Below are 20,890 nucleotides of genomic sequence, written 5' to 3'. Positions count from 1 at the left end.
AATGCCTCGTAAGGGCCCCGCCCCGAAGCGCCCGGTCATCATCGACCCGGTCTACGGTTCTCCTCTTGTCACGTCGCTCATCAACAAGGTGCTGCTGAACGGCAAGCGCTCCACCGCCGAGCGCATCGTCTACGGCGCCATGGAAGGTCTGCGTGAGAAGACGGGCAACGACCCGGTCATCACGCTGAAGCGCGCGCTGGAGAACATCAAGCCGACCCTCGAGGTCAAGTCCCGCCGTGTCGGTGGTGCGACGTACCAGGTTCCGATCGAGGTCAAGCCCGGTCGTGCCAACACGCTCGCGCTGCGCTGGCTGGTCGGTTACTCCCGCGCCCGTCGCGAGAAGACCATGACCGAGCGTCTGCTCAACGAGCTTCTCGACGCCTCCAACGGCCTCGGTGCCGCTGTGAAGAAGCGCGAGGACACCCACAAGATGGCCGAGTCCAACAAGGCCTTCGCGCACTACCGCTGGTAGTCGCTACCCACATCGAGACCGAGAGAAGACTGAAGCCTTATGGCTACCACTTCACTTGACCTGGCCAAGGTGCGCAACATCGGCATCATGGCCCACATCGACGCGGGCAAGACGACCACCACCGAGCGGATCCTCTTCTACACCGGCGTCAGCTACAAGATCGGTGAAGTCCACGACGGCGCTGCCACCATGGACTGGATGGAGCAGGAGCAGGAGCGTGGCATCACGATCACCTCTGCTGCCACCACCTGTCACTGGCCGCTTGAGGACGACGACTACACGATCAACATCATCGACACCCCGGGTCACGTGGACTTCACGGTCGAGGTGGAGCGTTCGCTCCGCGTCCTCGACGGTGCCGTCACCGTGTTCGACGGTGTCGCGGGCGTTGAGCCGCAGTCCGAGACGGTGTGGCGTCAGGCCGACCGTTACGGCGTGCCGCGCATCTGCTTCGTGAACAAGCTGGACCGTACCGGCGCCGAGTTCCACCGCTGCGTGGACATGATCAAGGACCGGCTCGGTGCCGTTCCGATCATCATGCAGCTGCCGATCGGTGCCGAGGCCGACTTCAAGGGCGTTGTGGACCTGGTCCGCATGAAGGCGCTCGTGTGGTCCGCCGAGGCGGCCAAGGGCGAGATGTACGACGTCGTCGACATCCCCGCCACGCACGTCGAGGCCGCCGAGGAGTACCGCGGCCAGCTGGTCGAGACCGTCGCGGAGAACGACGACGAGATCATGGAGCTGTTCCTGGAGGGCCAGGAGCCCACCGAGGAGCAGCTGTACGCCGCGATCCGTCGCATCACCATCGCGTCCGGCAAGAGCGACGGCGTCACGGTCACCCCGGTGTTCTGTGGCACCGCGTTCAAGAACAAGGGCGTCCAGCCCCTGCTCGACGCGGTCGTGCGCTACCTGCCGACCCCCCTCGACGTCGAGGCCATCGAGGGCCACGACGTCAAGGACCCCGAGGTCGTCGTCAAGCGCAAGCCGTCCGAGGACGAGCCGCTGTCCGCCCTTGCGTTCAAGATCATGAGCGACCCGCACCTCGGCAAGCTCACCTTCGTCCGGGTGTACTCGGGCCGCCTGGAGACCGGCACCGCCGTGCTGAACTCCGTCAAGGGCAAGAAGGAGCGCATCGGCAAGATCTACCGCATGCACGCGAACAAGCGTGAGGAGATCGATGCGGTGGGCGCCGGCGACATCGTCGCCGTGATGGGTCTGAAGCAGACCACGACCGGTGAGACGCTCTGCGATGACAAGAACCCGGTGATCCTGGAGTCCATGGACTTCCCGGCGCCGGTCATTCAGGTCGCCATCGAGCCCAAGTCCAAGGGTGACCAGGAGAAGCTGGGTGTCGCCATCCAGCGTCTCGCGGAGGAGGACCCCTCCTTCCACGTTCACTCGGACGAGGAGACGGGCCAGACCATCCTCGGCGGTATGGGCGAGCTGCACCTCGAGGTGCTGGTCGACCGTATGAAGCGCGAGTTCAGGGTCGAGGCCAACGTCGGCAAGCCGCAGGTCGCCTACCGCGAGACGATCCGCAAGGCCGTCGAGCGCGTCGACTACACGCACAAGAAGCAGACTGGTGGTACCGGCCAGTTCGCCAAGGTGCAGATCGCGATCGAGCCCATCGAGGGCGGCGACGCCTCGTACGAGTTCGTGAACAAGGTGACCGGTGGCCGTATCCCGAAGGAGTACATCCCTTCGGTCGACGCCGGTGCGCAGGAGGCCATGCAGTTCGGCATCCTGGCGGGCTACGAGATGACGGGCGTCCGCGTCACGCTCATCGACGGTGGCTACCACGAGGTCGACTCCTCCGAGCTCGCCTTCAAGATCGCCGGTTCGCAGGCGTTCAAGGAGGCCGCGCGCAAGGCCAGCCCCGTGCTGCTCGAGCCGATGATGGCCGTCGAGGTCACCACGCCCGAGGACTACATGGGCGAGGTCATCGGCGACATCAACTCCCGCCGTGGCCAGATCCAGGCCATGGAGGAGCGGGCCGGTGCCCGCGTCGTGAAGGGTCTCGTGCCCCTCTCGGAGATGTTCGGCTACGTCGGAGACCTCCGCAGCAAGACGTCGGGTCGCGCAAGCTACTCGATGCAGTTCGACTCCTACGCCGAGGTTCCGCGGAACGTCGCCGAGGAGATCATCGCGAAGGCCAAGGGCGAGTAACGCACCGCGTTCACACGCCGTAGGCTTGACTCCGGAGCCTCGTGGGGCATTCCACCGCAAGAGCGGAGGGAATGCCCCGGGGATCCGGGCCATCCAGCAAAGATCACCTGGCGCCGATGAGTAAGGCGTACCAGAACCACTCCACAGGAGGACCCCAGTGGCGAAGGCGAAGTTCGAGCGGACTAAGCCGCACGTCAACATCGGCACCATCGGTCACATCGACCACGGTAAGACGACCCTCACGGCCGCCATTACCAAGGTGCTGCACGACGCGTACCCGGACCTGAACGAGGCCTCGGCCTTCGACCAGATCGACAAGGCTCCCGAAGAGCGCCAGCGCGGTATCACGATCTCCATCGCGCACGTCGAGTACCAGACGGAGACGCGTCACTACGCCCACGTCGACTGCCCCGGTCACGCGGACTACATCAAGAACATGATCACGGGTGCGGCGCAGATGGACGGCGCCATCCTCGTGGTTGCCGCCACCGACGGCCCGATGCCGCAGACCAAGGAGCACGTGCTCCTGGCCCGCCAGGTCGGCGTTCCCTACATCGTTGTCGCCCTGAACAAGGCCGACATGGTGGACGACGAGGAGATCCTGGAGCTCGTCGAGCTCGAGGTTCGTGAGCTTCTCTCCGAGTACGAGTTCCCGGGCGACGACCTGCCGGTCGTCAAGGTCTCGGCGCTCAAGGCTCTCGAGGGCGACGCCGAGTGGGGCAAGACCGTCCTCGACCTGATGAAGGCCGTCGACGAGAACATCCCGCAGCCCGAGCGTGACGTCGACAAGCCGTTCCTGATGCCGATCGAGGACGTCTTCACGATCACCGGTCGTGGCACGGTCGTCACCGGCCGTATCGAGCGTGGTGTCCTCAAGGTCAACGAGACCGTCGACATCGTCGGCATCAAGACCGAGAAGACCACCACCACGGTCACCGGCATCGAGATGTTCCGCAAGCTGCTCGACGAGGGCCAGGCCGGTGAGAACGTCGGTCTGCTGCTCCGCGGCATCAAGCGCGAGGACGTCGAGCGCGGCCAGGTCATCATCAAGCCCGGCTCGGTCACCCCGCACACCTCGTTCGAGGCGCAGGCGTACATCCTGTCCAAGGACGAGGGCGGCCGTCACACGCCGTTCTTCAACAACTACCGCCCGCAGTTCTACTTCCGTACCACGGACGTGACCGGCGTCGTGACCCTCCCCGAGGGCACCGAGATGGTCATGCCGGGCGACAACACTGAGATGACCGTTGAGCTCATCCAGCCCGTCGCCATGGAAGAGGGCCTGAAGTTCGCCATCCGTGAGGGTGGCCGGACCGTGGGCGCCGGCCAGGTCACCAAGATCAACAAGTAAGCTTGTCGATCTGACCTGGTAGCTCCAGCCGCGAGCTCCTGAAGGGGCCCGTACGACTTCGGTCGTACGGGCCCTTTCGTCTTTCCCGGCGCGGTGGTGTGACGGTCGCACGGTGAAGTCTCGGCGAACCCTGCGGGTCGCGTCGTCGAGAGTTGGACCAACTCCCCGTCACCAATGTCCCGAATGTTCTTGTCTGCTCGCTGTGGGGCGGTTGTGACGGCCTAGCGTTGAACGGTCGAAGCAGGCAGACAGGGGATGATCGTTGATGTCGATGATGGTCGACCGGCCGACGCAGCAACTGCGGACGGTGCAGGTACGCCGTCATGCGGCCCCGCTCCGCCGCGAGCGCCCGCGCCTGTACGCCATCGACGGCATCCGCCTCGTCGCCGCCCTGATGGTCGCCGTGCACCACTACGCCGGCAGCCGGCGCGTCGACCAGCCGCACAACTCCATCTGGGACCGACCGGTCTCCGACATCATGCCGACGGTGTTCCACTTCGCCGCCTACGGCTGGATCGGCGTCGAGATCTTCTTCGTGATCAGCGGCTTCGTGATCTGCATGTCGTGCTGGGGGCGCACCCCGCGGCAGTTCTTCGTCTCCCGGGTGATCCGGCTCTACCCGGCGTACTGGTTCGCCATCGCCTTCACCACGACCGTGCTGGTGGCGGTGCCGGGCGTCTGGGACCGGCTGAAGCTGCGCGACATCCTGCTCAACTTCACGATGCTGCAGTCGGGTTCGGGGGTGTCGAGCGTCGACGGCGTCTACTGGACGCTCTGGTCGGAGCTGCGCTTCTACCTGCTCTTCATGGTCGTCGTCGCCACCGGGCTGACGTACCGCAAGGTCGTGATCTTCTGCTGCGTGTGGGGCGCGGCGGCGATGTCGGCCCCGGTGGCGAAGTTCCACCTCCTGACGCTGGCCGCCAACCCGGAAGGCGCCTGGTTCTTCATCGCCGGCCTCGCCCTCTACCTCATGCACCGCTTCGGCCAGGACCTGCTGCTGTGGGGCATCCTCACGATGGCGTGGCTGATGGGGCAGCGGGAGCTGGGGCTCAGGATCGACGAGGTCGAGCATGTCTCCGGCTGGCGGGGGAGCATGGTGATCTTCACCGTGTTCCTGCTCGCCATGGTCGCGATCGCGCTCGGCGCGACGGACCGCGTCCGCTGGAAGTGGCTGGTCACCGCCGGCAGCCTGACGTATCCGCTGTACCTGATCCACTACGTGGCCGGTACGACGCTGATCAGCCGGCTCCGCGACACCATGGACCCCCGGCTGCTGGTCGCCCTGATGATCGCCGCCTTCCTGGTCCTGAGCCGGCTCGTCCACCGCTTCGTGGAACGGCCCGTTGCGCGACTGCTGAAGCGGGGGCTGGACACGTCGTTCGCCCGGCTGCGGAACGCGAGCGCCTAGCGCGGTCTGCGCAAAGGGGCCCATACGACCGGAGTCGTACGGGCCCCTTTGCCGTCCGGTCGGGTCGGTTACGGCGTCACCACCGTGCCGCCGAACGTCACCGCGAGGTGGCCGTCCGAGGCGAAGGACCAGCCCAGGGCGCCGCTGTAGGAGGAGCAGCGGGAACCGTTCGTACCCGTCCAGAACTGGTTGGAGCTGTCCACGTCGCCAACCGTCTTGTCGTTCGAACCGCTGACGCCGAAGCGGCACGAGGTGTTGGTGCGGAAGACCGAAGTGCCCGCGTCGAACGAGAAGTTGCGCTCCGCGTTGTCGACGCTCGCGTTGTTCGAGACGGCCATCGTGCCGGGGTTGCTGTTGTACGTGAACCCGTGGTGGCCGTTGCCGTAGGCGATGTTGTGCCGGACGACGTGGTTGACGGCGATGTCGTCGCCGCCGAGCTTGTAGCCGTTGCGGTCGCCGTCGCCGCTCTGACTGCCGTCGCTGAGCGTGCCGTTGCCGTAGGACAGGGAGTACTCGATGGTCACCGGTCCGATGGCACCCGTGTCGGTCTTGGTGTACAGGTCCCAGCCGTCGTCGATGTTGTGGTGGGAGACGTCGTAACGGAAGACGTTCCCGGTGCCGGTGGTGAGCTTCGCCGCAAACCCGTCGGCGTCCTCGCCGTCGGAGTCGGCGTTGTCGTGCGACTGGGAACTCACGATCAGGTTGCTCGACGGCCACTGGCTGCTGGGGGTGCTGGAGGAGATCCGGCCCAGCTGCAGACCCGTGTCTCGGTTGTACGCCGTCACCGTGCGCTCGACGACGTTGTTGCTGCCGCCGACGTAGATCCCGTTGTCGCCGGCGTGCTCGACGGTGAGGCCGTACAGGTGCCAGTAATTGGCGTTCAGCTGGAGCCCGCGGTTCGACGAACTCTCGCTCTGCGCCGAGAAGTTCAGCACCGGAGTCTCGCCCGAGTAGGCGGACAGGGTGGTGAGTGCGCCGGAGGAGCCGTTGCTGCCCGCCGGGATCGTGACCGTCGACGAGTAGGCGTACGTCCCGCCGCGCAGATAGATGGTGCCGCCGGGGGCGATACGGCTGATCGCCGAGGTGAGCGTCGTCGGGGCGGACTGCGTGCCGGCCGCGCTGTCGGTGCCGCTCGGCGACACGTACAGCGTAGTGCTCGCGGCCTGCGCCGAGGTGCCGGACAGCGCGACGAGCGTGCCGGCCAGCAGGCCGACGCACGCGATGACGGGTCTCACTTGCATGGTGTTGCCTCCAGGTTCGTCCGTGACCAGGGGTTCCGTGCAAGGGAAAGCGCTTTCTCCGGGGAGGAACGTAAGCGCTTGCCGTGGACGCGTCAATAGACGGGTGCTTGATTCTTATTCATGAACATGAACGAGATCATGGGTGCCCGGGTGGCCGGAGCGAGGCGTGCCGGCCGCTCCTGAAGGGGCTGTGTTTGACCTGCGTCACCCTGGGGGTATTCTCTCCGGCTCGATTGGCCAGGCCCCTGCCCCATATGGCAGACTGTCCGAGTTGCTCGGTCGAGTGTTGATGCTGCGCGCCTCCCGCCGGGAGGACTGAAAGCGAGTCCCACAGTACTCGTCGCCCTAACTGCCCTACGGCAGCACTGGGGCGGACGTACGGGAATCTTTCGGGAAGTGTCAGTGCAGCGCCGGCCAGGCACCCGGTGGGCCCTTCGCCCCCGGCTTGCGGTTCCGGAAGGGCCGTGCTTTCCCAGCAGGGATGTTCGAACGATGGGGCATCTGTGTCAGCGAGAGCGCGACACGCCCGACCGCGTGGGTCGGAGAGAAGTCAGCGTACGAAGTCAGCGGAACACCGGGTTCCAGAGCGTTACGAGAGACAGGACTACTGAGTAGCCATGGCGGGACAGAAGATCCGCATCCGGCTCAAGGCCTACGACCACGAGGTCATCGACAGCTCGGCGAAGAAGATCGTCGAGACGGTGACGCGTACTGGTGCGTCGGTCGCGGGCCCGGTGCCGCTGCCCACTGAGAAGAACGTGTACTGCGTCATCAAGTCGCCGCACAAGTACAAGGACTCGCGCGAGCACTTCGAGATGCGCACGCACAAGCGCCTGATCGACATCCTCGACCCGACGCCCAAGACCGTTGACTCCCTGATGCGACTCGACCTCCCGGCCGGTGTCGACATCGAGATCAAGCTCTAGGGGTCGGTGATCTGAGAATGGCTAAGCAGATCAAGGGCATCCTGGGCGAGAAGCTCGGCATGACGCAGGTGTGGGACGAGAACAACCGTGTTGTTCCGGTCACCGTCGTCAAGGCCAGCCCCAATGTCGTGACCCAGGTCCGCACGAACGACGTGGACGGCTACGAGTCGGTCCAGATCGCCTTCGGCGAGATCGACCCGCGCAAGGTGAACAAGCCCCTCAAGGGTCACTTCGCCAAGGCCGACGTCACTCCCCGCCGCCACCTCGTCGAGATCCGCACCGCGGACGCCTCCGAGTACACGCTGGGCCAGGAGATCTCCGCTGAGGTCTTCGAGGCCGGCGTCAAGGTGGACGTGACCGGCAAGAGCAAGGGCAAGGGCTTCGCCGGTGTCATGAAGCGTCACAACTTCAAGGGCCTCGGCGCCGGTCACGGCACCCAGCGCAAGCACCGCTCTCCCGGTTCGATCGGTGGCTGCGCCACCCCGGGCCGCGTGTTCAAGGGCCTCCGCATGGCGGGTCGCATGGGCAACGAGCGTGTCACCACCCAGAACCTGACCGTCCACGCCGTTGACGCGGAGAAGGGTCTGCTGCTCATCAAGGGCGCGGTTCCCGGTCCGAACGGCGGCCTCGTCCTGGTCCGCACCGCGGCCAAGGGGGCCTGAGGTACCGATGAGCACTGTTGACATCCTTTCGCCTGCAGGCGAGAAGACCGGTAGCGTCGAGCTCCCCGCGGAGATCTTCGGCGTGGAGAAGATCAGCATCCCGCTGCTTCACCAGGTCGTCGTCGCGCAGAACGCCGCTGCCCGCCAGGGCACGCACAAGACCAAGCGTCGCGGTGAAGTCCGTGGTGGCGGTAAGAAGCCTTACCGCCAGAAGGGCACCGGCCGCGCCCGTCAGGGCTCGACCCGTGCGCCGCAGTTCGCCGGCGGTGGCGTCGTCCACGGCCCGCAGCCGCGTGACTACTCGCAGCGGACCCCGAAGAAGATGAAGGCCGCGGCCCTGCGCCACGCCCTCACCGACCGGGCCCGCCACAACCGTATCCACGTCGTGACCGGCGTGATCGAGGGCGAGACCCCCTCCACCAAGTCCGCTCGGACGCTGTTCGGCAAGATCTCGGAGCGCAAGAACCTGCTCCTGGTCGTCGACCGCGCCGACGAGGCTGCGTGGCTGTCCGCCCGCAACCTGCCCCAGGTCCACCTCCTGGAGCCGGGCCAGCTGAACACGTACGACGTTCTCGTCTCGGACGACGTGGTCTTCACCCAGGCCGCGTTCGAGTCCTTCGTGTCTGGCCCCAAGGCCGCTGACACCGAAGGGAGCGAAGCCTGATGGCTACGCGTCACCCGAGCATTGCCTCCAAGGCTGCCAAGGCCGCCAAGGTCGCGCGCGTCGCCAAGGCGCGTCGCCACGAGGCCGAGGGCAAGAACACCGTCGAGACGCCGATCAGCAAGTCGTTCACGGACCCCCGTGACGTGCTGCTGAAGCCGGTCGTCTCCGAGAAGAGCTACGCGCTTCTCGACGACAACAAGTACACGTTCATCGTCGCCCCGGGCGCCAACAAGACCCAGATCAAGCAGGCCGTCCAGGCGGTCTTCTCGGTCAAGGTCACCGGGGTCAACACGATCAACCGCATCGGCAAGCGCAAGCGGACCCGCACCGGCTTCGGCCAGCGTGCGGCCACCAAGCGCGCGATCGTGACCCTCGCTGAGGGCGACCGTATCGACATCTTCGGCGGTCCGACCGCCTAATGGCGGTCCGGATCGTCCGATATCGGACGAGGACTGAGAAATGGGAATCCGCAAGTACAAGCCGACTACGCCGGGCCGTCGTGGCTCCAGCGTCGCCGACTTCGTCGAGGTCACGCGGTCCACGCCGGAGAAGTCGCTGGTTCGCCCGCTGCACAGCAAGGGCGGCCGTAACAATTCCGGTCGTGTGACCGTTCGCCACCAGGGTGGCGGACACAAGCGCGCCTACCGAGTGATCGACTTCCGTCGTCACGACAAGGACGGCGTGCCGGCGAAGGTCGCGCACATCGAGTACGACCCCAACCGCACCGCGCGCATCGCGCTGCTCCACTACGTGGACGGCGAGAAGCGCTACATCCTGGCGCCGAAGGGCCTGAACCAGGGCGACCGGATCGAGAACGGCCCCGGCGCCGACATCAAGCCCGGCAACAACCTGGCGCTGCGCAACATCCCGGTCGGTACGACGATCCACTCCGTGGAGCTTCGTCCGGGCGGCGGCGCCAAGTTCGCCCGCTCCGCCGGTGCCTCCGTGCAGCTGCTCGCGAAGGAGGGCACGATGGCCCACCTTCGTATGCCGTCCGGTGAGATCCGCCTGGTCGACCAGCGCTGCCGCGCCACGGTCGGCGAGGTCGGCAACGCCGAGCAGAGCAACATCAACTGGGGCAAGGCCGGCCGCAAGCGCTGGTTGGGCGTCCGCCCGACCGTTCGCGGTGTGGCGATGAACCCGGTTGACCACCCCCACGGTGGTGGTGAGGGCAAGACCTCCGGTGGTCGCCACCCGGTCAGCCCCTGGGGTCAGAAGGAGGGTCGTACTCGTTCGCCGAAGAAGGCTTCGAACAAGTACATCGTCCGCCGCCGCAAGACGAACAAGAAGCGCTAGGAGCGGGTTTAGATGCCGCGCAGTCTCAAGAAGGGGCCCTTCGTCGACGAGCACCTCGCCAAGAAGGTGGATGCTCAGAACGAAGCCGGTTCCAAGAACGTCATCAAGACCTGGTCCCGCCGCTCGATGATCGTCCCGGCCATGCTGGGCCACACGATCGCGGTGCACAACGGCAAGACCCACATCCCGGTGTTTGTCACCGAGTCGATGGTCGGCCACAAGCTCGGCGAGTTCTCGCCGACGCGCACCTTCCGGGGTCACGTCAAGGACGACCGGAAGTCGAAGCGCCGCTAGCGCGGGGTGAACGACCATGACAAACACTGAAGGGACAACCATGGAAGCCAGGGCCCAGGCGCGGTACATCCGCGTCACGCCCATGAAGGCCCGCCGCGTGGTGGACCTCATCCGTGGCATGGCCGCCACGGAGGCTCAGGCGGTCCTGCGTTTCGCCCCGCAGGCCGCGAGCGTGCCGGTCGGCAAGGTGCTGGACAGCGCCATTGCCAACGCCGCGCACAACTACGACCACACCGACGCCGACAGCCTCTTCATCTCCGAGGCCTACGTCGACGAGGGCCCGACCCTGAAGCGGTTCCGTCCGCGTGCCCAGGGCCGTGCCTACCGGATCCGCAAGCGGACCAGCCACATCACCGTGGTCGTCAGCAGCAAGGAAGGAACCCGGTAATGGGCCAGAAGGTAAACCCGCACGGGTTCCGGCTCGGCATCACCACGGACTTCAAGTCCCGTTGGTACGCCGACAAGCTGTACAAGGACTACGTCAAGGAAGACGTCGCCATCCGTCGGATGATGACGTCCGGCATGGAGCGCGCCGGCATCTCGAAGGTGGAGATCGAGCGCACCCGTGACCGCGTGCGTGTGGACATCCACACCGCTCGTCCGGGCATCGTCATCGGCCGCCGTGGCGCCGAGGCCGACCGCATCCGCGGTGACCTCGAGAAGCTCACGGGCAAGCAGGTCCAGCTGAACATCCTCGAGGTCAAGAGCCCCGAGACCGACGCTCAGCTGGTTGCTCAGGCCGTTGCCGAGCAGCTGTCCTCCCGCGTTTCCTTCCGTCGCGCCATGCGTAAGAGCATGCAGGGCACGATGAAGGCCGGCGCGAAGGGCATCAAGATCCAGTGCGGTGGCCGCCTCGGTGGCGCCGAGATGTCCCGCTCGGAGTTCTACCGCGAGGGCCGTGTGCCCCTGCACACGCTCCGCGCGAACGTGGACTACGGCTTCTTCGAGGCCAAGACGACCTTCGGCCGCATCGGTGTGAAGGTCTGGATCTACAAGGGCGACGTCAAGAACATCGCCGAGGTCCGCGCCGAGAACGCTGCCGCCCGTGCGGGTAACCGCCCGGCTCGCGGTGGCGGTGCCGACCGCCCGGCCCGTGGTGGCCGCGGTGGCGAGCGGCGCGGTCGTAAGCCGCAGCAGGCTGCAGGCGCCGAGGCCCCCAAGGCCGAGGCCCCCGCCGCCGCTCCGGCTGAGAGCACCGGAACGGAGGCCTGACCGAAATGCTGATCCCCCGTAGGGTCAAGCACCGCAAGCAGCACCACCCGAAGCGCAGCGGCGCTGCCAAGGGCGGCACGCAGGTTGCGTTCGGCGAGTACGGCATCCAGGCGCTCACCCCGGCCTACGTGACGAACCGTCAGATCGAGGCCGCTCGTATCGCCATGACGCGTCACATCAAGCGTGGTGGCAAGGTCTGGATCAACATCTACCCGGACCGTCCCCTCACCAAGAAGCCTGCCGAGACCCGCATGGGTTCCGGTAAGGGTTCGCCGGAGTGGTGGATCGCCAACGTCAAGCCCGGACGCGTGATGTTCGAGCTGTCGTACCCCAACGAGAAGATCGCCCGTGAGGCGCTGACCCGTGCGGCCCACAAGCTGCCGATGAAGTGCCGGATCGTCAAGCGCGAGGCAGGTGAAGCGTGATGTCGGCCGGTACCAAGGCGTCCGAGCTGCGCGAACTGGGTGACGAGGAGCTTCTGGCGAAGCTCCGCGAAGCCAAGGAAGAGCTGTTCAACCTCCGCTTCCAGGCGGCGACGGGCCAGCTCGAGAACCACGGTCGGCTCAAGGCCGTCCGTAAGGACATCGCGCGGATCTACACCCTGATGCGTGAGCGCGAGCTGGGCATCGAGACGGTGGAGAGCGCCTGATGAGTGAGAGCAACGTGACTGAGCAGACTGCAGAGGCCCGCGGCTTCCGCAAGACCCGCGAGGGTCTCGTCGTCAGCGACAAGATGGACAAGACCGTCGTCGTCGCCGTCGAGGACCGCGTCAAGCACGCGCTGTACGGCAAGGTCATCCGCCGTACCAACAAGCTCAAGGCGCACGACGAGCAGAACGCCGCGGGTGTCGGCGACCGTGTCCTCCTCGCGGAGACCCGGCCGCTGTCCGCCACGAAGCGGTGGCGCGTCGTCGAGATCCTCGAGAAGGCCAAGTAGGTAATTCCCGCAAGGGAATTCCAATAAGTACGCCTGCGGGCAAACCCGCAGGACAGTTCCGCCAGGCTCCGGGAGCCGCTCGCTGAGCGGCTCCCGGGGAACCGGCAGACAAACAGGAGATAGACGTGATCCAGCAGGAGTCGCGACTGCGTGTCGCCGACAACACTGGTGCGAAGGAAATCCTTTGCATCCGTGTGCTCGGTGGCTCCGGTCGCCGCTACGCGGGCATCGGTGACGTCATCGTCGCCACCGTCAAGGACGCGATCCCCGGTGGCAACGTGAAGAAGGGTGACGTCGTCAAGGCGGTCATCGTTCGCACCGTCAAGGAGCGCCGCCGTCCGGACGGCTCGTACATCCGCTTCGACGAGAACGCCGCCGTCATTCTGAAGAACGACGGCGACCCTCGCGGCACCCGCATCTTCGGCCCGGTCGGGCGTGAGCTGCGCGAGAAGAAGTTCATGAAGATCATCTCGCTGGCTCCGGAGGTGCTGTAAGCATGAAGATCAAGAAGGGCGACCTGGTCCAGGTCATCACCGGCAAGGACAAGGGCAAGCAGGGCAAGGTCATTGCCGCTTACCCGCGCGACGAGCGCGTCCTGGTCGAGGGTGTCAACCGGGTCAAGAAGCACACCAAGGCCGGTCCGACCGCTCGCGGTTCGCAGGCCGGCGGCATCGTCACGACCGAGGCGCCGATCCACGTCTCCAACGTCCAGCTGGTCGTTGAGAAGGACGGCAACAAGGTTGTCACGCGTGTCGGTTACCGCTTCGACGACGAGGGCAACAAGATCCGCGTTGCCAAGCGGACGGGTGAGGACATCTGATGGCTACCACCACCACTCCGCGTCTCAAGACGAAGTACCGCGAGGAGATCACGGGCAAGCTGCGTGAGGAGTTCTCGTACGAGAACGTCATGCAGATCCCCGGCCTCGTCAAGATCGTGGTCAACATGGGTGTGGGCGACGCCGCCCGCGACTCCAAGCTGATCGAGGGCGCCATCCGCGACCTCACCACGATCACCGGTCAGAAGCCGGCCGTCACCAAGGCCCGCAAGTCCATCGCGCAGTTCAAGCTGCGTGAGGGTCAGCCGATCGGTGCCCACGTCACGCTCCGTGGCGACCGCATGTGGGAGTTCCTGGACCGCACCCTGTCGCTCGCGCTGCCGCGCATCCGCGACTTCCGTGGTCTGTCCCCCAAGCAGTTCGACGGTCGTGGCAACTACACCTTCGGTCTCACGGAGCAGGTCATGTTCCACGAGATCGACCAGGACAAGATCGACCGCGTCCGGGGTATGGACATCACCGTGGTCACCACGGCGACCAACGACGCTGAGGGCCGCGCGCTCCTTCGTCACCTCGGCTTCCCCTTCAAGGAGGCGTGAGCGAGATGGCGAAGAAGGCTCTGATCGCAAAGGCTGCTCGCAAGCCCAAGTTCGGCGTGCGTGGCTACACGCGCTGCCAGCGCTGCGGCCGTCCCCACTCCGTGTACCGCAAGTTCGGCCTGTGCCGCGTGTGCCTTCGTGAGATGGCTCACCGTGGCGAGCTGCCGGGCGTGACCAAGAGCTCCTGGTAGTCCCGCAGTTAGGGATTCCCGAAGCTCTCGGTAAGCAATGGGCGTGTCAGGCGCCCTCCTCTCCATGGCTTAGGCTTGGAGGGTTGGGCGCCTGACGGTCGCCCGTACGACTTACTACGCCGTAGGTCCACCGCACCGCACCCGCCTCGTCTCGGATCGAGGAGAGGGATGGGCACCTGGAAACCCCGGCGAGAGAGGCCGAAGGCCAATTCATGACCATGACTGATCCGATCGCAGACATGCTTACGCGTCTGCGCAACGCGAACTCGGCATACCACGACTCCGTGACGATGCCGGCATCGAAGATCAAGTCTCACATCGCGGAGATCCTCCAGCAGGAGGGCTTCATCACGGGCTGGAAGGTCGAGGACGCCGAGGTCGGCAAGAACCTCGTTCTCGAGCTGAAGTTCGGCCCGAACCGTGAGCGCTCCATCGCGGGCATCAAGCGGATCTCCAAGCCCGGTCTCCGGGTGTACGCGAAGTCCACCAACCTGCCCAAGGTCCTCGGTGGCCTCGGCGTGGCGATCATCTCCACGTCGCACGGTCTCCTGACCGACAAGCAGGCCGGCAAGAAGGGCGTGGGTGGGGAAGTCCTCGCCTACGTCTGGTAGCGGAAGGGAACGGAGGAAACAGCTATGTCGCGCATTGGCAAGCTCCCCATCACGGTTCCCGCCGGCGTGGACGTCACCATCGACGGCCGTACGGTCTCGGTCAAGGGCCCCAAGGGCTCGCTGACCCACACCGTTGCCGCGCCGATCGACATCGCCAAGGGTGAGGACGGCGTTCTCAACGTCACCCGCCCCAACGACGAGCGTCAGAACAAGGCCCTGCACGGCCTGTCCCGCACGCTGGTGGCGAACATGATCACCGGCGTGACCCAGGGTTACGTGAAGAAGCTCGAAATCAGTGGTGTCGGTTACCGCGTGGCGGCCAAGGGTTCGAACCTCGAGTTCGCGCTCGGCTACAGCCACTCGATCACGGTCGAGGCGCCCGAGGGCATCTCGTTCAAGGTCGAGAACCCGACGCACTTCTCGGTCGAGGGCATCGACAAGCAGAAGGTCGGCGAGGTTGCGGCCAACATCCGCAAGCTGCGCAAGCCTGACCCGTACAAGGCCAAGGGCGTCAAGTACGAGGGCGAAGTCATCCGCCGCAAGGTCGGAAAGGCGGGTAAGTAAGCCATGGCATACGGACAGAAGATCCTCAAGGGCGACGCCTACAAGCGCGCCGCGATCAAGCGCCGCCACATCCGGATCCGTAAGCACATCAACGGAACGGCGGAGCGTCCGCGTCTGGTCGTTACCCGCTCGAACCGCCACATCGTGGCCCAGGTGATCGACGACATCAAGGGTCACACCCTTGCGTCGGCGTCCACCCTGGACACCTCGATCCGCGGTGCCGAGGGCGACAAGTCGACGCAGGCCAAGCAGGTCGGCGCCCTGGTCGCCGAGCGTGCCAAGGCCGCCGGTGTCGAGGCTGTCGTATTCGACCGTGGTGGCAACCAGTACGCCGGGCGCATTGCCGCCCTGGCGGACGCCGCCCGCGAAGCCGGGCTCAAGTTCTGAGCCGCTTCCGTAGCTAGCGGAAAGAGAGAGGTAATCCAATGGCTGGACCCCAGCGCCGTGGAAGCGGTGCCGGTGGCGGCGAGCGGCGGGACCGGAAGGGCCGTGACGGCGGCGCTGCTGCCGCCGAGAAGACCGCGTACGTTGAGCGCGTCGTCGCGATCAACCGCGTCGCCAAGGTTGTGAAGGGTGGTCGTCGCTTCAGCTTCACTGCGCTGGTCGTGGTGGGCGACGGTGACGGCACCGTGGGTGTCGGATACGGCAAGGCCAAGGAGGTGCCGGCCGCCATCGCCAAGGGTGTTGAGGAGGCCAAGAAGCACTTCTTCAAGGTCCCCCGTATCCAGGGCACCATCCCGCACCCGATCACGGGTGAGAAGGCTGCCGGCGTCGTTCTGCTCAAGCCCGCGTCCCCCGGTACCGGCGTCATCGCCGGTGGCCCGGTGCGTGCCGTGCTCGAGTGCGCCGGTATCCACGACATCCTGTCGAAGTCGCTCGGCTCGTCGAACGCGATCAACATCGTGCACGCGACCGTGACGGCCCTGAAGGGTCTGCAGCGTCCCGAGGAGGTCGCGGCCCGCCGTGGCCTGCCGCTCGAGGACGTCGCCCCCGCGGCTCTTCTCCGTGCACGTGCCGGGGCGGGTGCGTAATGGCTCGCCTCAAGGTCACGCAGACGAAGTCGTACATCGGCAGCAAGCAGAACCACCGTGACACCCTGCGGTCCCTTGGTCTCAAGGGGATCAACACCGTGGTCGTCAAGGAGGACCGCCCCGAGTTCCGCGGAATGGTGCACACCGTCCGCCACCTCGTGACGGTTGAGGAGGTCGACTGATCATGGCGGAGAACAACCCGCTCAAGATCCACAACCTCCGTCCCGCCCCGGGCGCCAAGACCGCCAAGACCCGTGTCGGTCGTGGTGAGGCGTCGAAGGGTAAGACGGCCGGTCGTGGTACCAAGGGCACGAAGGCCCGTTACCAGGTTCCGGAGCGCTTCGAGGGTGGGCAGATGCCCCTCCACATGCGCCTCCCGAAGCTGAAGGGCTTCAAGAACCCGTTCAAGACCGAGTACCAGGTCGTGAACCTCGACAAGCTGGCCGCGCTCTACCCCGAGGGTGGCGAAGTCACCGTCGAGGGTCTGGTGGCCAAGGGTGCCGTTCGCAAGAACAGCCTCGTCAAGGTCCTCGGCCAGGGTGAGATCTCCGTGGCGCTGCAGGTGACGGTCGACGCCGTCTCCGGCTCCGCCAAGGAGAAGATCACCGGTGCCGGCGGCACCGTCACCGAGCTCATCTGAACCACTCAGGTGTCTCGATGACTTGAGCGATCCCGACCGGGGATACCCCAACAATGGGGTATCCCCGGTTGGTCGTTCCAAGGGAAGCCGTGCCGCCGGTAAGGTAGCCTGCACTGTTCTTTTTTGTATCCGTCGAACCTCAAGACCGTCACCCTTGACGCTGTTGCGCGGGGGTCGCAGGAGGCACCGTGCTCACCGCGTTCGCCCGGGCGTTCAGGACACCCGACCTGCGCAAGAAGCTGCTCTTCACGCTCGCCATCATCGTGGTGTACCGGGTTGGTACGCACGTCCCGATCCCCGGCGTCAACTACACGGCCGTCCAGACATGCGTGGACGAGGCCTCCGGCAACCAGGGCCTCTTCGGCCTGGTCAACATGTTCAGCGGCGGCGCGCTGCTGCAGATCACGATCTTCGCGCTGGGCATCATGCCGTACATCACGGCGAGCATCATTCTGCAGCTGCTGACCGTGGTGATCCCGCGCCTGGAAGCCCTCAAGAAGGAGGGCCAGGCGGGCACGTCGAAGATCACGCAGTACACCCGGTACCTGACGGTGGCGCTCGCCATCCTGCAGGGCACCGGCCTGGTGGCCACCGCCCGCAGCGGCGCCCTGTTCAGCGGCTGCAGCACTGCCAGCAGCATCGTGCCGGACCAGGCGATCTTCACCACCATCACCATGGTCATCTGCATGACCGCCGGTACGGCCGTCGTCATGTGGCTCGGTGAGCTCATCACCGACCGCGGCATCGGCAACGGCATGTCGATCCTGATGTTCATCTCGATCGCCGCGACCTTCCCGTCCGCGCTGTGGGCGATCAAGAAGCAGGGCAAGCTGGCCGACGGCTGGATCGAGTTCGGCACCGTCATCCTCGTCGGCCTGGTCATGGTCGGCCTGGTGGTCTTCGTCGAGCAGGCCCAGCGGCGCATCCCCGTGCAGTACGCGAAGCGCATGATCGGCCGCCGTTCCTACGGCGGTACGTCGACCTACATCCCGCTGAAGGTCAACCAGGCGGGTGTGATTCCCGTCATTTTCGCGTCCTCGCTGCTCTACATCCCGGCGCTGATCGCTCAGTTCTCCGGGAGCAAGGCAGGCTGGAAGACCTGGGTCGAGCAGAACCTGACCAAGGGCGACCACCCGATTTACCTGGTCAGCTACTTCTTGCTGATCGTTTTCTTCGCGTTCTTCTACGTGGCGATCTCCTTCAACCCCGAAGAAGTCGCCGACAACATGAAGAAGTATGGTGGCTTCATCCCGGGCATCCGGGCTGGCCGACCGACCGCTGAGTACCTCAGCTACGTACTCAACCGGATCACCTGGCCGGGTTCGCTGTATCTGGGTCTGATCGCTCTTGTGCCAACGATGGCGTTGGTCGGGTTCGGGGCAACCGGTAACTTCCCGTTCGGCGGGACCAGCATCCTGATCATCGTGGGTGTGGGTCTCGAGACGGTGAAGCAAATCGAGAGCCAGCTCCAGCAGCGCAATTACGAAGGGTTCCTCCGCTGATGCGAATCGTTCTCGTCGGGCCGCCTGGCGCCGGGAAGGGCACGCAGGCCACTCGCCTTGCCGAGAAGCTGCGTGTCCCGCACATCTCCACGGGCGACCTGTTCCGCGCCAACATCAGCCAGCAGACGGAGCTCGGGAAACTCGCGAAGTCCTACATGGACGCCGGCAATCTCGTCCCCGACGAGGTCACCATCGCGATGGCCAAGGACCGCATGGAGCAGCCGGACGCGGAGAACGGCTTCCTGCTCGACGGTTTCCCGCGCAACGTCTCGCAGGCCGAGGCGCTCGACGAGCTGCTCAAGACCGAGGGCATCAAGCTGGACGCGGTACTCGACCTCGAGGTCCCCGAGGAAGAGGTCGTCAAGCGGATCGCCGGCCGGCGCATCTGCCGCAACGACTCGGCGCACGTGTTCCACGTGACGTACAGCCCGCCGAAGAACGAAGGCGTCTGCGACGTCTGCGGCGGTGAGCTCTACCAGCGTGACGACGACTCCGAGGAGACCGTCCGCACCCGGCTCGAGGTCTACCACACGCAGACCGAGCCGATCATCGACTACTACAAGGCGCAGGGCCTGGTCGTCACGATCTCGTCCCTCGGCCCGGTGGGCGAGGTCACGCAGCGGGCGATGGAAGCCCTCAAGCGCGAGGACGACGGCAAGTAGCCGTCAGCCGGTTACGGCCGTGGCACCCCCAGGGGCGTCACGGCCGTACTGTTGTGTAGGTAATTGGTTGACGTGAGTGACGGAGAGCGCAGGCCACCCATGGTGCAGATCAAGACCCCCGAGCAGATCGCCAAGATGCGTGAGGCGGGGCTGGTCGTCGCCGCCATCCACGCGGCCACTCGTGAGGCCGCGGTCCCCGGGGCGACCACCAAGGACCTGGACCAGGTCGCGCGCAAGGTGCTCGCCGAGCACGACGCCAAGCCCAACTTCCTTGGCTACGGCGGTTTCCCGGCCACGATCTGCACCTCCGTCAACGAGGTCGTCGTCCACGGCATCCCGTCCGACGAGGTCATCCTCAAGGACGGCGACATCATCTCCATCGACTGCGGCGCGATCATCGACGGCTGGCACGGCGACGCGGCGTACACGGCCTTCGTCGGCTCGGGCCACGCCCCCGAGTTGATCGAGCTCTCCCGGGTCACCGAGGAGTCGATGTGGGCCGGCATCGCGGCGATGAAGCAGGGCAACCGGCTCGTCGACGTCTCCCGCGCCATCGAGACCTACATCCGCCGCCAGCCGAAGCCGGGCGGCGGCAAGTACGGAATCATCGAGGACTACGGCGGCCACGGCATCGGCACCGAGATGCACATGGACCCGCACCTGCTGAACTACGTGGAGAAGCGCCGCGGCAAGGGCCCCAAGCTGGTCCCGGGCTTCTGCCTCGCGATCGAGCCGATGGTCTCCCTCGGCACGCCGAAGACCGAGGTCCTCTCCGACGACTGGACGGTCATCACCACCGACGGCACCTGGTCCTCCCACTGGGAGCACTCCATCGCGCTGACGGAGGAGGGCCCCTTGGTCCTCACGGCTCCCGATGGGGGCAGGGCGAAGCTGGCGGAGCTCGGGATCACGGCGGCGCCGGATCCGCTGGCCTGAGTCCGGGCCCGAGCCGCGACCGCCGGTCGGAGGCCGGCGCAGCCGCTCGAAGCCTGTGAGGCGCTCCCGGCGCCGAGCCCGCGAGAGCGGCGATGGGGATGGGTCGGCGGCAAGGCGAAGCCGGCGGAGTACGGGATCACGGTGGCTTCGGACCCGCTCGGCTGAAGCCCGTTCGCTTAATGATCTAGGGCCTGGGGCAGACTCTCTCGATTCGTCTTTCCGGGTGCGCTGACGTAGACTGACTCGTCGGCTCTCGTGCACCCGCATGTCCGCATGCGCCCCGTGAGGGAACAGTGCGGGAGTCGATCAAGGTAGTCGATTCGAAGGGCGAAGCGTGGCCAAGAAGCAAGGTGCCATCGAGATCGAGGGCACTGTCGTCGAGTCTCTTCCGAACGCCATGTTCAAGGTCGAGCTCCAGAACGGCCACCAGGTCCTGGCACACATCAGCGGCAAGATGCGTATGCACTACATCCGCATCCTCCCTGACGACCGGGTCGTGGTGGAGTTGTCTCCGTACGACCTGACGCGTGGCCGGATCGTCTACCGCTACAAGTAGATCTTGCCCACGTCCCGCGCGAGCGGGGCTGCCGGCAACTGACCCGGAGAACCTCAATCCCATGAAGGTCAAGCCGAGCGTCAAGAAGATCTGCGACAAGTGCAGGGTGATCCGCCGTCACGGTCGGGTCATGGTCATCTGCGAGAACCCGCGCCACAAGCAGCGCCAGGGCTGACGCACGATCGACCGATC

30 protein-coding genes and 1 pseudogene are annotated in these 20,890 nt (G+C 65.8%); 30 read left to right on the top strand and 1 reads right to left on the bottom strand.

Features of this window, described 5'->3' with window-relative positions; genetic code table 11:
* The first annotated feature begins 1 nt into the window (after position 1).
* The 4 genes from rpsG (at position 2) to OG303_RS21240 (ending at position 5,397) form a co-directional block, all read left to right on the top strand.
* A complete protein-coding gene (gene rpsG, locus OG303_RS21255; RefSeq protein WP_003974303.1) occupies positions 2–472 on the top strand; it encodes a 30S ribosomal protein S7 in 471 nt (156 codons plus the stop codon).
* A 39-nt stretch (positions 473–511) separates the two neighbouring features.
* A complete protein-coding gene (gene fusA, locus OG303_RS21250; RefSeq protein WP_405870080.1) occupies positions 512–2,638 on the top strand; it encodes an elongation factor G in 2,127 nt (708 codons plus the stop codon).
* 157 nt (positions 2,639–2,795) lie between these two features.
* A complete protein-coding gene (gene tuf, locus OG303_RS21245; RefSeq protein WP_147995149.1) occupies positions 2,796–3,989 on the top strand; it encodes an elongation factor Tu in 1,194 nt (397 codons plus the stop codon).
* 265 nt (positions 3,990–4,254) lie between these two features.
* Positions 4,255–5,397, top strand: a complete 1,143-nt coding sequence (locus tag OG303_RS21240; RefSeq protein WP_405870078.1) for an acyltransferase family protein — start codon at positions 4,255–4,257, stop codon at positions 5,395–5,397.
* Positions 5,398–5,465: 68 nt separating this feature from the next.
* On the opposite strand, the pseudogene OG303_RS21235 reads toward OG303_RS21240, so the two are convergent.
* Positions 5,466–6,551 (bottom strand): annotated as a pseudogene (locus OG303_RS21235) (right-handed parallel beta-helix repeat-containing protein); the annotation flags it as partial.
* Between the two features lie 704 nt (positions 6,552–7,255).
* On the opposite strand from OG303_RS21235, the gene rpsJ reads away from it, so the two are divergent.
* The 26 genes from rpsJ (at position 7,256) to rpmJ (ending at position 20,873) form a co-directional block, all read left to right on the top strand.
* Entirely contained in the window at positions 7,256–7,564 is a 309-nt protein-coding gene (gene rpsJ / locus OG303_RS21230; RefSeq protein WP_003948644.1) for a 30S ribosomal protein S10, read from the top strand.
* Positions 7,565–7,581: 17 nt separating this feature from the next.
* Positions 7,582–8,226: a 50S ribosomal protein L3 gene (gene rplC, locus OG303_RS21225; RefSeq protein WP_020118531.1), complete on the top strand. Its 645-nt coding sequence runs from the start codon at positions 7,582–7,584 to the stop codon at positions 8,224–8,226.
* A gap of 7 nt (positions 8,227–8,233) precedes the next feature.
* Positions 8,234–8,890: a 50S ribosomal protein L4 gene (rplD, locus tag OG303_RS21220; protein ID WP_405870076.1), complete on the top strand. Its 657-nt coding sequence runs from the start codon at positions 8,234–8,236 to the stop codon at positions 8,888–8,890.
* Positions 8,890–9,309, top strand: coding sequence for a 50S ribosomal protein L23 (gene rplW / locus OG303_RS21215; protein ID WP_405870075.1), 420 nt, complete (start codon positions 8,890–8,892; stop codon positions 9,307–9,309). The genes rplD and rplW overlap by 1 nt, the downstream gene beginning before the upstream one ends.
* A gap of 40 nt (positions 9,310–9,349) precedes the next feature.
* The gene (rplB, locus tag OG303_RS21210; protein ID WP_405870073.1) at positions 9,350–10,186 is read left to right on the top strand and encodes a 50S ribosomal protein L2; all 837 of its coding nucleotides are present in this window, start codon (positions 9,350–9,352) and stop codon (positions 10,184–10,186) included.
* A 12-nt stretch (positions 10,187–10,198) separates the two neighbouring features.
* On the top strand, positions 10,199–10,480 hold the full coding sequence (rpsS, locus tag OG303_RS21205) for a 30S ribosomal protein S19 (RefSeq protein WP_030930516.1): 282 nt from the start codon (positions 10,199–10,201) through the stop codon (positions 10,478–10,480).
* Positions 10,481–10,520: 40 nt separating this feature from the next.
* A complete protein-coding gene (rplV, locus tag OG303_RS21200; RefSeq protein ID WP_165261516.1) occupies positions 10,521–10,868 on the top strand; it encodes a 50S ribosomal protein L22 in 348 nt (115 codons plus the stop codon).
* Positions 10,868–11,692 carry a 30S ribosomal protein S3 gene (gene rpsC / locus OG303_RS21195; RefSeq protein ID WP_405870071.1) on the top strand — a complete coding sequence of 275 codons (825 nt, stop codon included), beginning with the start codon at positions 10,868–10,870 and terminating at the stop codon, positions 11,690–11,692. Before rplV ends, rpsC begins: the two co-directional genes overlap by 1 nt.
* Positions 11,693–11,697: 5 nt before the next feature.
* Positions 11,698–12,117, top strand: a complete 420-nt coding sequence (gene rplP, locus OG303_RS21190; RefSeq protein WP_009327094.1) for a 50S ribosomal protein L16 — start codon at positions 11,698–11,700, stop codon at positions 12,115–12,117.
* Positions 12,117–12,341 carry a 50S ribosomal protein L29 gene (gene rpmC, locus OG303_RS21185; RefSeq protein ID WP_003998824.1) on the top strand — a complete coding sequence of 75 codons (225 nt, stop codon included), beginning with the start codon at positions 12,117–12,119 and terminating at the stop codon, positions 12,339–12,341. Before rplP ends, rpmC begins: the two co-directional genes overlap by 1 nt.
* On the top strand, positions 12,341–12,628 hold the full coding sequence (gene rpsQ, locus OG303_RS21180; RefSeq protein WP_007384073.1) for a 30S ribosomal protein S17: 288 nt from the start codon (positions 12,341–12,343) through the stop codon (positions 12,626–12,628). Before rpmC ends, rpsQ begins: the two co-directional genes overlap by 1 nt.
* 125 nt (positions 12,629–12,753) lie before the next feature.
* Complete coding sequence (gene rplN / locus OG303_RS21175; RefSeq protein ID WP_003998823.1) at positions 12,754–13,122, top strand: 50S ribosomal protein L14; 369 nt, start codon at positions 12,754–12,756, stop codon at positions 13,120–13,122.
* Positions 13,123–13,124: 2 nt separating this feature from the next.
* Complete coding sequence (gene rplX, locus OG303_RS21170) at positions 13,125–13,448, top strand: 50S ribosomal protein L24 (RefSeq protein ID WP_053674523.1); 324 nt, start codon at positions 13,125–13,127, stop codon at positions 13,446–13,448.
* On the top strand, positions 13,448–14,005 hold the full coding sequence (gene rplE / locus OG303_RS21165; RefSeq protein WP_405870067.1) for a 50S ribosomal protein L5: 558 nt from the start codon (positions 13,448–13,450) through the stop codon (positions 14,003–14,005). Before rplX ends, rplE begins: the two co-directional genes overlap by 1 nt.
* A 5-nt stretch (positions 14,006–14,010) precedes the next feature.
* A complete protein-coding gene (locus tag OG303_RS21160) occupies positions 14,011–14,196 on the top strand; it encodes a type Z 30S ribosomal protein S14 (protein WP_003948630.1) in 186 nt (61 codons plus the stop codon).
* Between the two features lie 212 nt (positions 14,197–14,408).
* Entirely contained in the window at positions 14,409–14,807 is a 399-nt protein-coding gene (rpsH, locus tag OG303_RS21155; protein ID WP_007384075.1) for a 30S ribosomal protein S8, read from the top strand.
* A 24-nt stretch (positions 14,808–14,831) separates the two neighbouring features.
* Positions 14,832–15,371, top strand: a complete 540-nt coding sequence (gene rplF / locus OG303_RS21150) for a 50S ribosomal protein L6 (protein ID WP_266683869.1) — start codon at positions 14,832–14,834, stop codon at positions 15,369–15,371.
* Positions 15,372–15,374: 3 nt separating this feature from the next.
* On the top strand, positions 15,375–15,758 hold the full coding sequence (gene rplR / locus OG303_RS21145) for a 50S ribosomal protein L18 (protein WP_369171707.1): 384 nt from the start codon (positions 15,375–15,377) through the stop codon (positions 15,756–15,758).
* 38 nt (positions 15,759–15,796) lie between these two features.
* Positions 15,797–16,402: a 30S ribosomal protein S5 gene (gene rpsE / locus OG303_RS21140; protein ID WP_371669683.1), complete on the top strand. Its 606-nt coding sequence runs from the start codon at positions 15,797–15,799 to the stop codon at positions 16,400–16,402.
* Entirely contained in the window at positions 16,402–16,584 is a 183-nt protein-coding gene (gene rpmD, locus OG303_RS21135) for a 50S ribosomal protein L30 (protein ID WP_006376032.1), read from the top strand. The genes rpsE and rpmD overlap by 1 nt, the downstream gene beginning before the upstream one ends.
* Before the next feature lie 2 nt (positions 16,585–16,586).
* Entirely contained in the window at positions 16,587–17,042 is a 456-nt protein-coding gene (gene rplO / locus OG303_RS21130; RefSeq protein WP_405870065.1) for a 50S ribosomal protein L15, read from the top strand.
* A gap of 188 nt (positions 17,043–17,230) precedes the next feature.
* Positions 17,231–18,544, top strand: a complete 1,314-nt coding sequence (secY, locus tag OG303_RS21125; RefSeq protein ID WP_405870064.1) for a preprotein translocase subunit SecY — start codon at positions 17,231–17,233, stop codon at positions 18,542–18,544.
* Positions 18,544–19,206: an adenylate kinase gene (locus OG303_RS21120; protein WP_405870063.1), complete on the top strand. Its 663-nt coding sequence runs from the start codon at positions 18,544–18,546 to the stop codon at positions 19,204–19,206. Before secY ends, OG303_RS21120 begins: the two co-directional genes overlap by 1 nt.
* Positions 19,207–19,305: 99 nt before the next feature.
* Positions 19,306–20,142, top strand: a complete 837-nt coding sequence (gene map, locus OG303_RS21115; RefSeq protein WP_405877396.1) for a type I methionyl aminopeptidase — start codon at positions 19,306–19,308, stop codon at positions 20,140–20,142.
* 334 nt (positions 20,143–20,476) lie between these two features.
* Complete coding sequence (gene infA / locus OG303_RS21110; protein WP_003948620.1) at positions 20,477–20,698, top strand: translation initiation factor IF-1; 222 nt, start codon at positions 20,477–20,479, stop codon at positions 20,696–20,698.
* A 61-nt stretch (positions 20,699–20,759) separates the two neighbouring features.
* The gene (gene rpmJ / locus OG303_RS21105; RefSeq protein WP_003998809.1) at positions 20,760–20,873 is read left to right on the top strand and encodes a 50S ribosomal protein L36; all 114 of its coding nucleotides are present in this window, start codon (positions 20,760–20,762) and stop codon (positions 20,871–20,873) included.
* The last annotated feature ends 17 nt before the right edge of the window (positions 20,874–20,890 follow it).

The organism is Streptomyces sp. NBC_00005 (assembly GCF_045160215.1).
GTDB lineage: Bacteria > Actinomycetota > Actinomycetes > Streptomycetales > Streptomycetaceae > Streptomyces.
The sequence above is the reverse complement of the archived record's forward strand: the minus strand, read 5'-3'. Positions and strand labels throughout refer to the sequence as shown.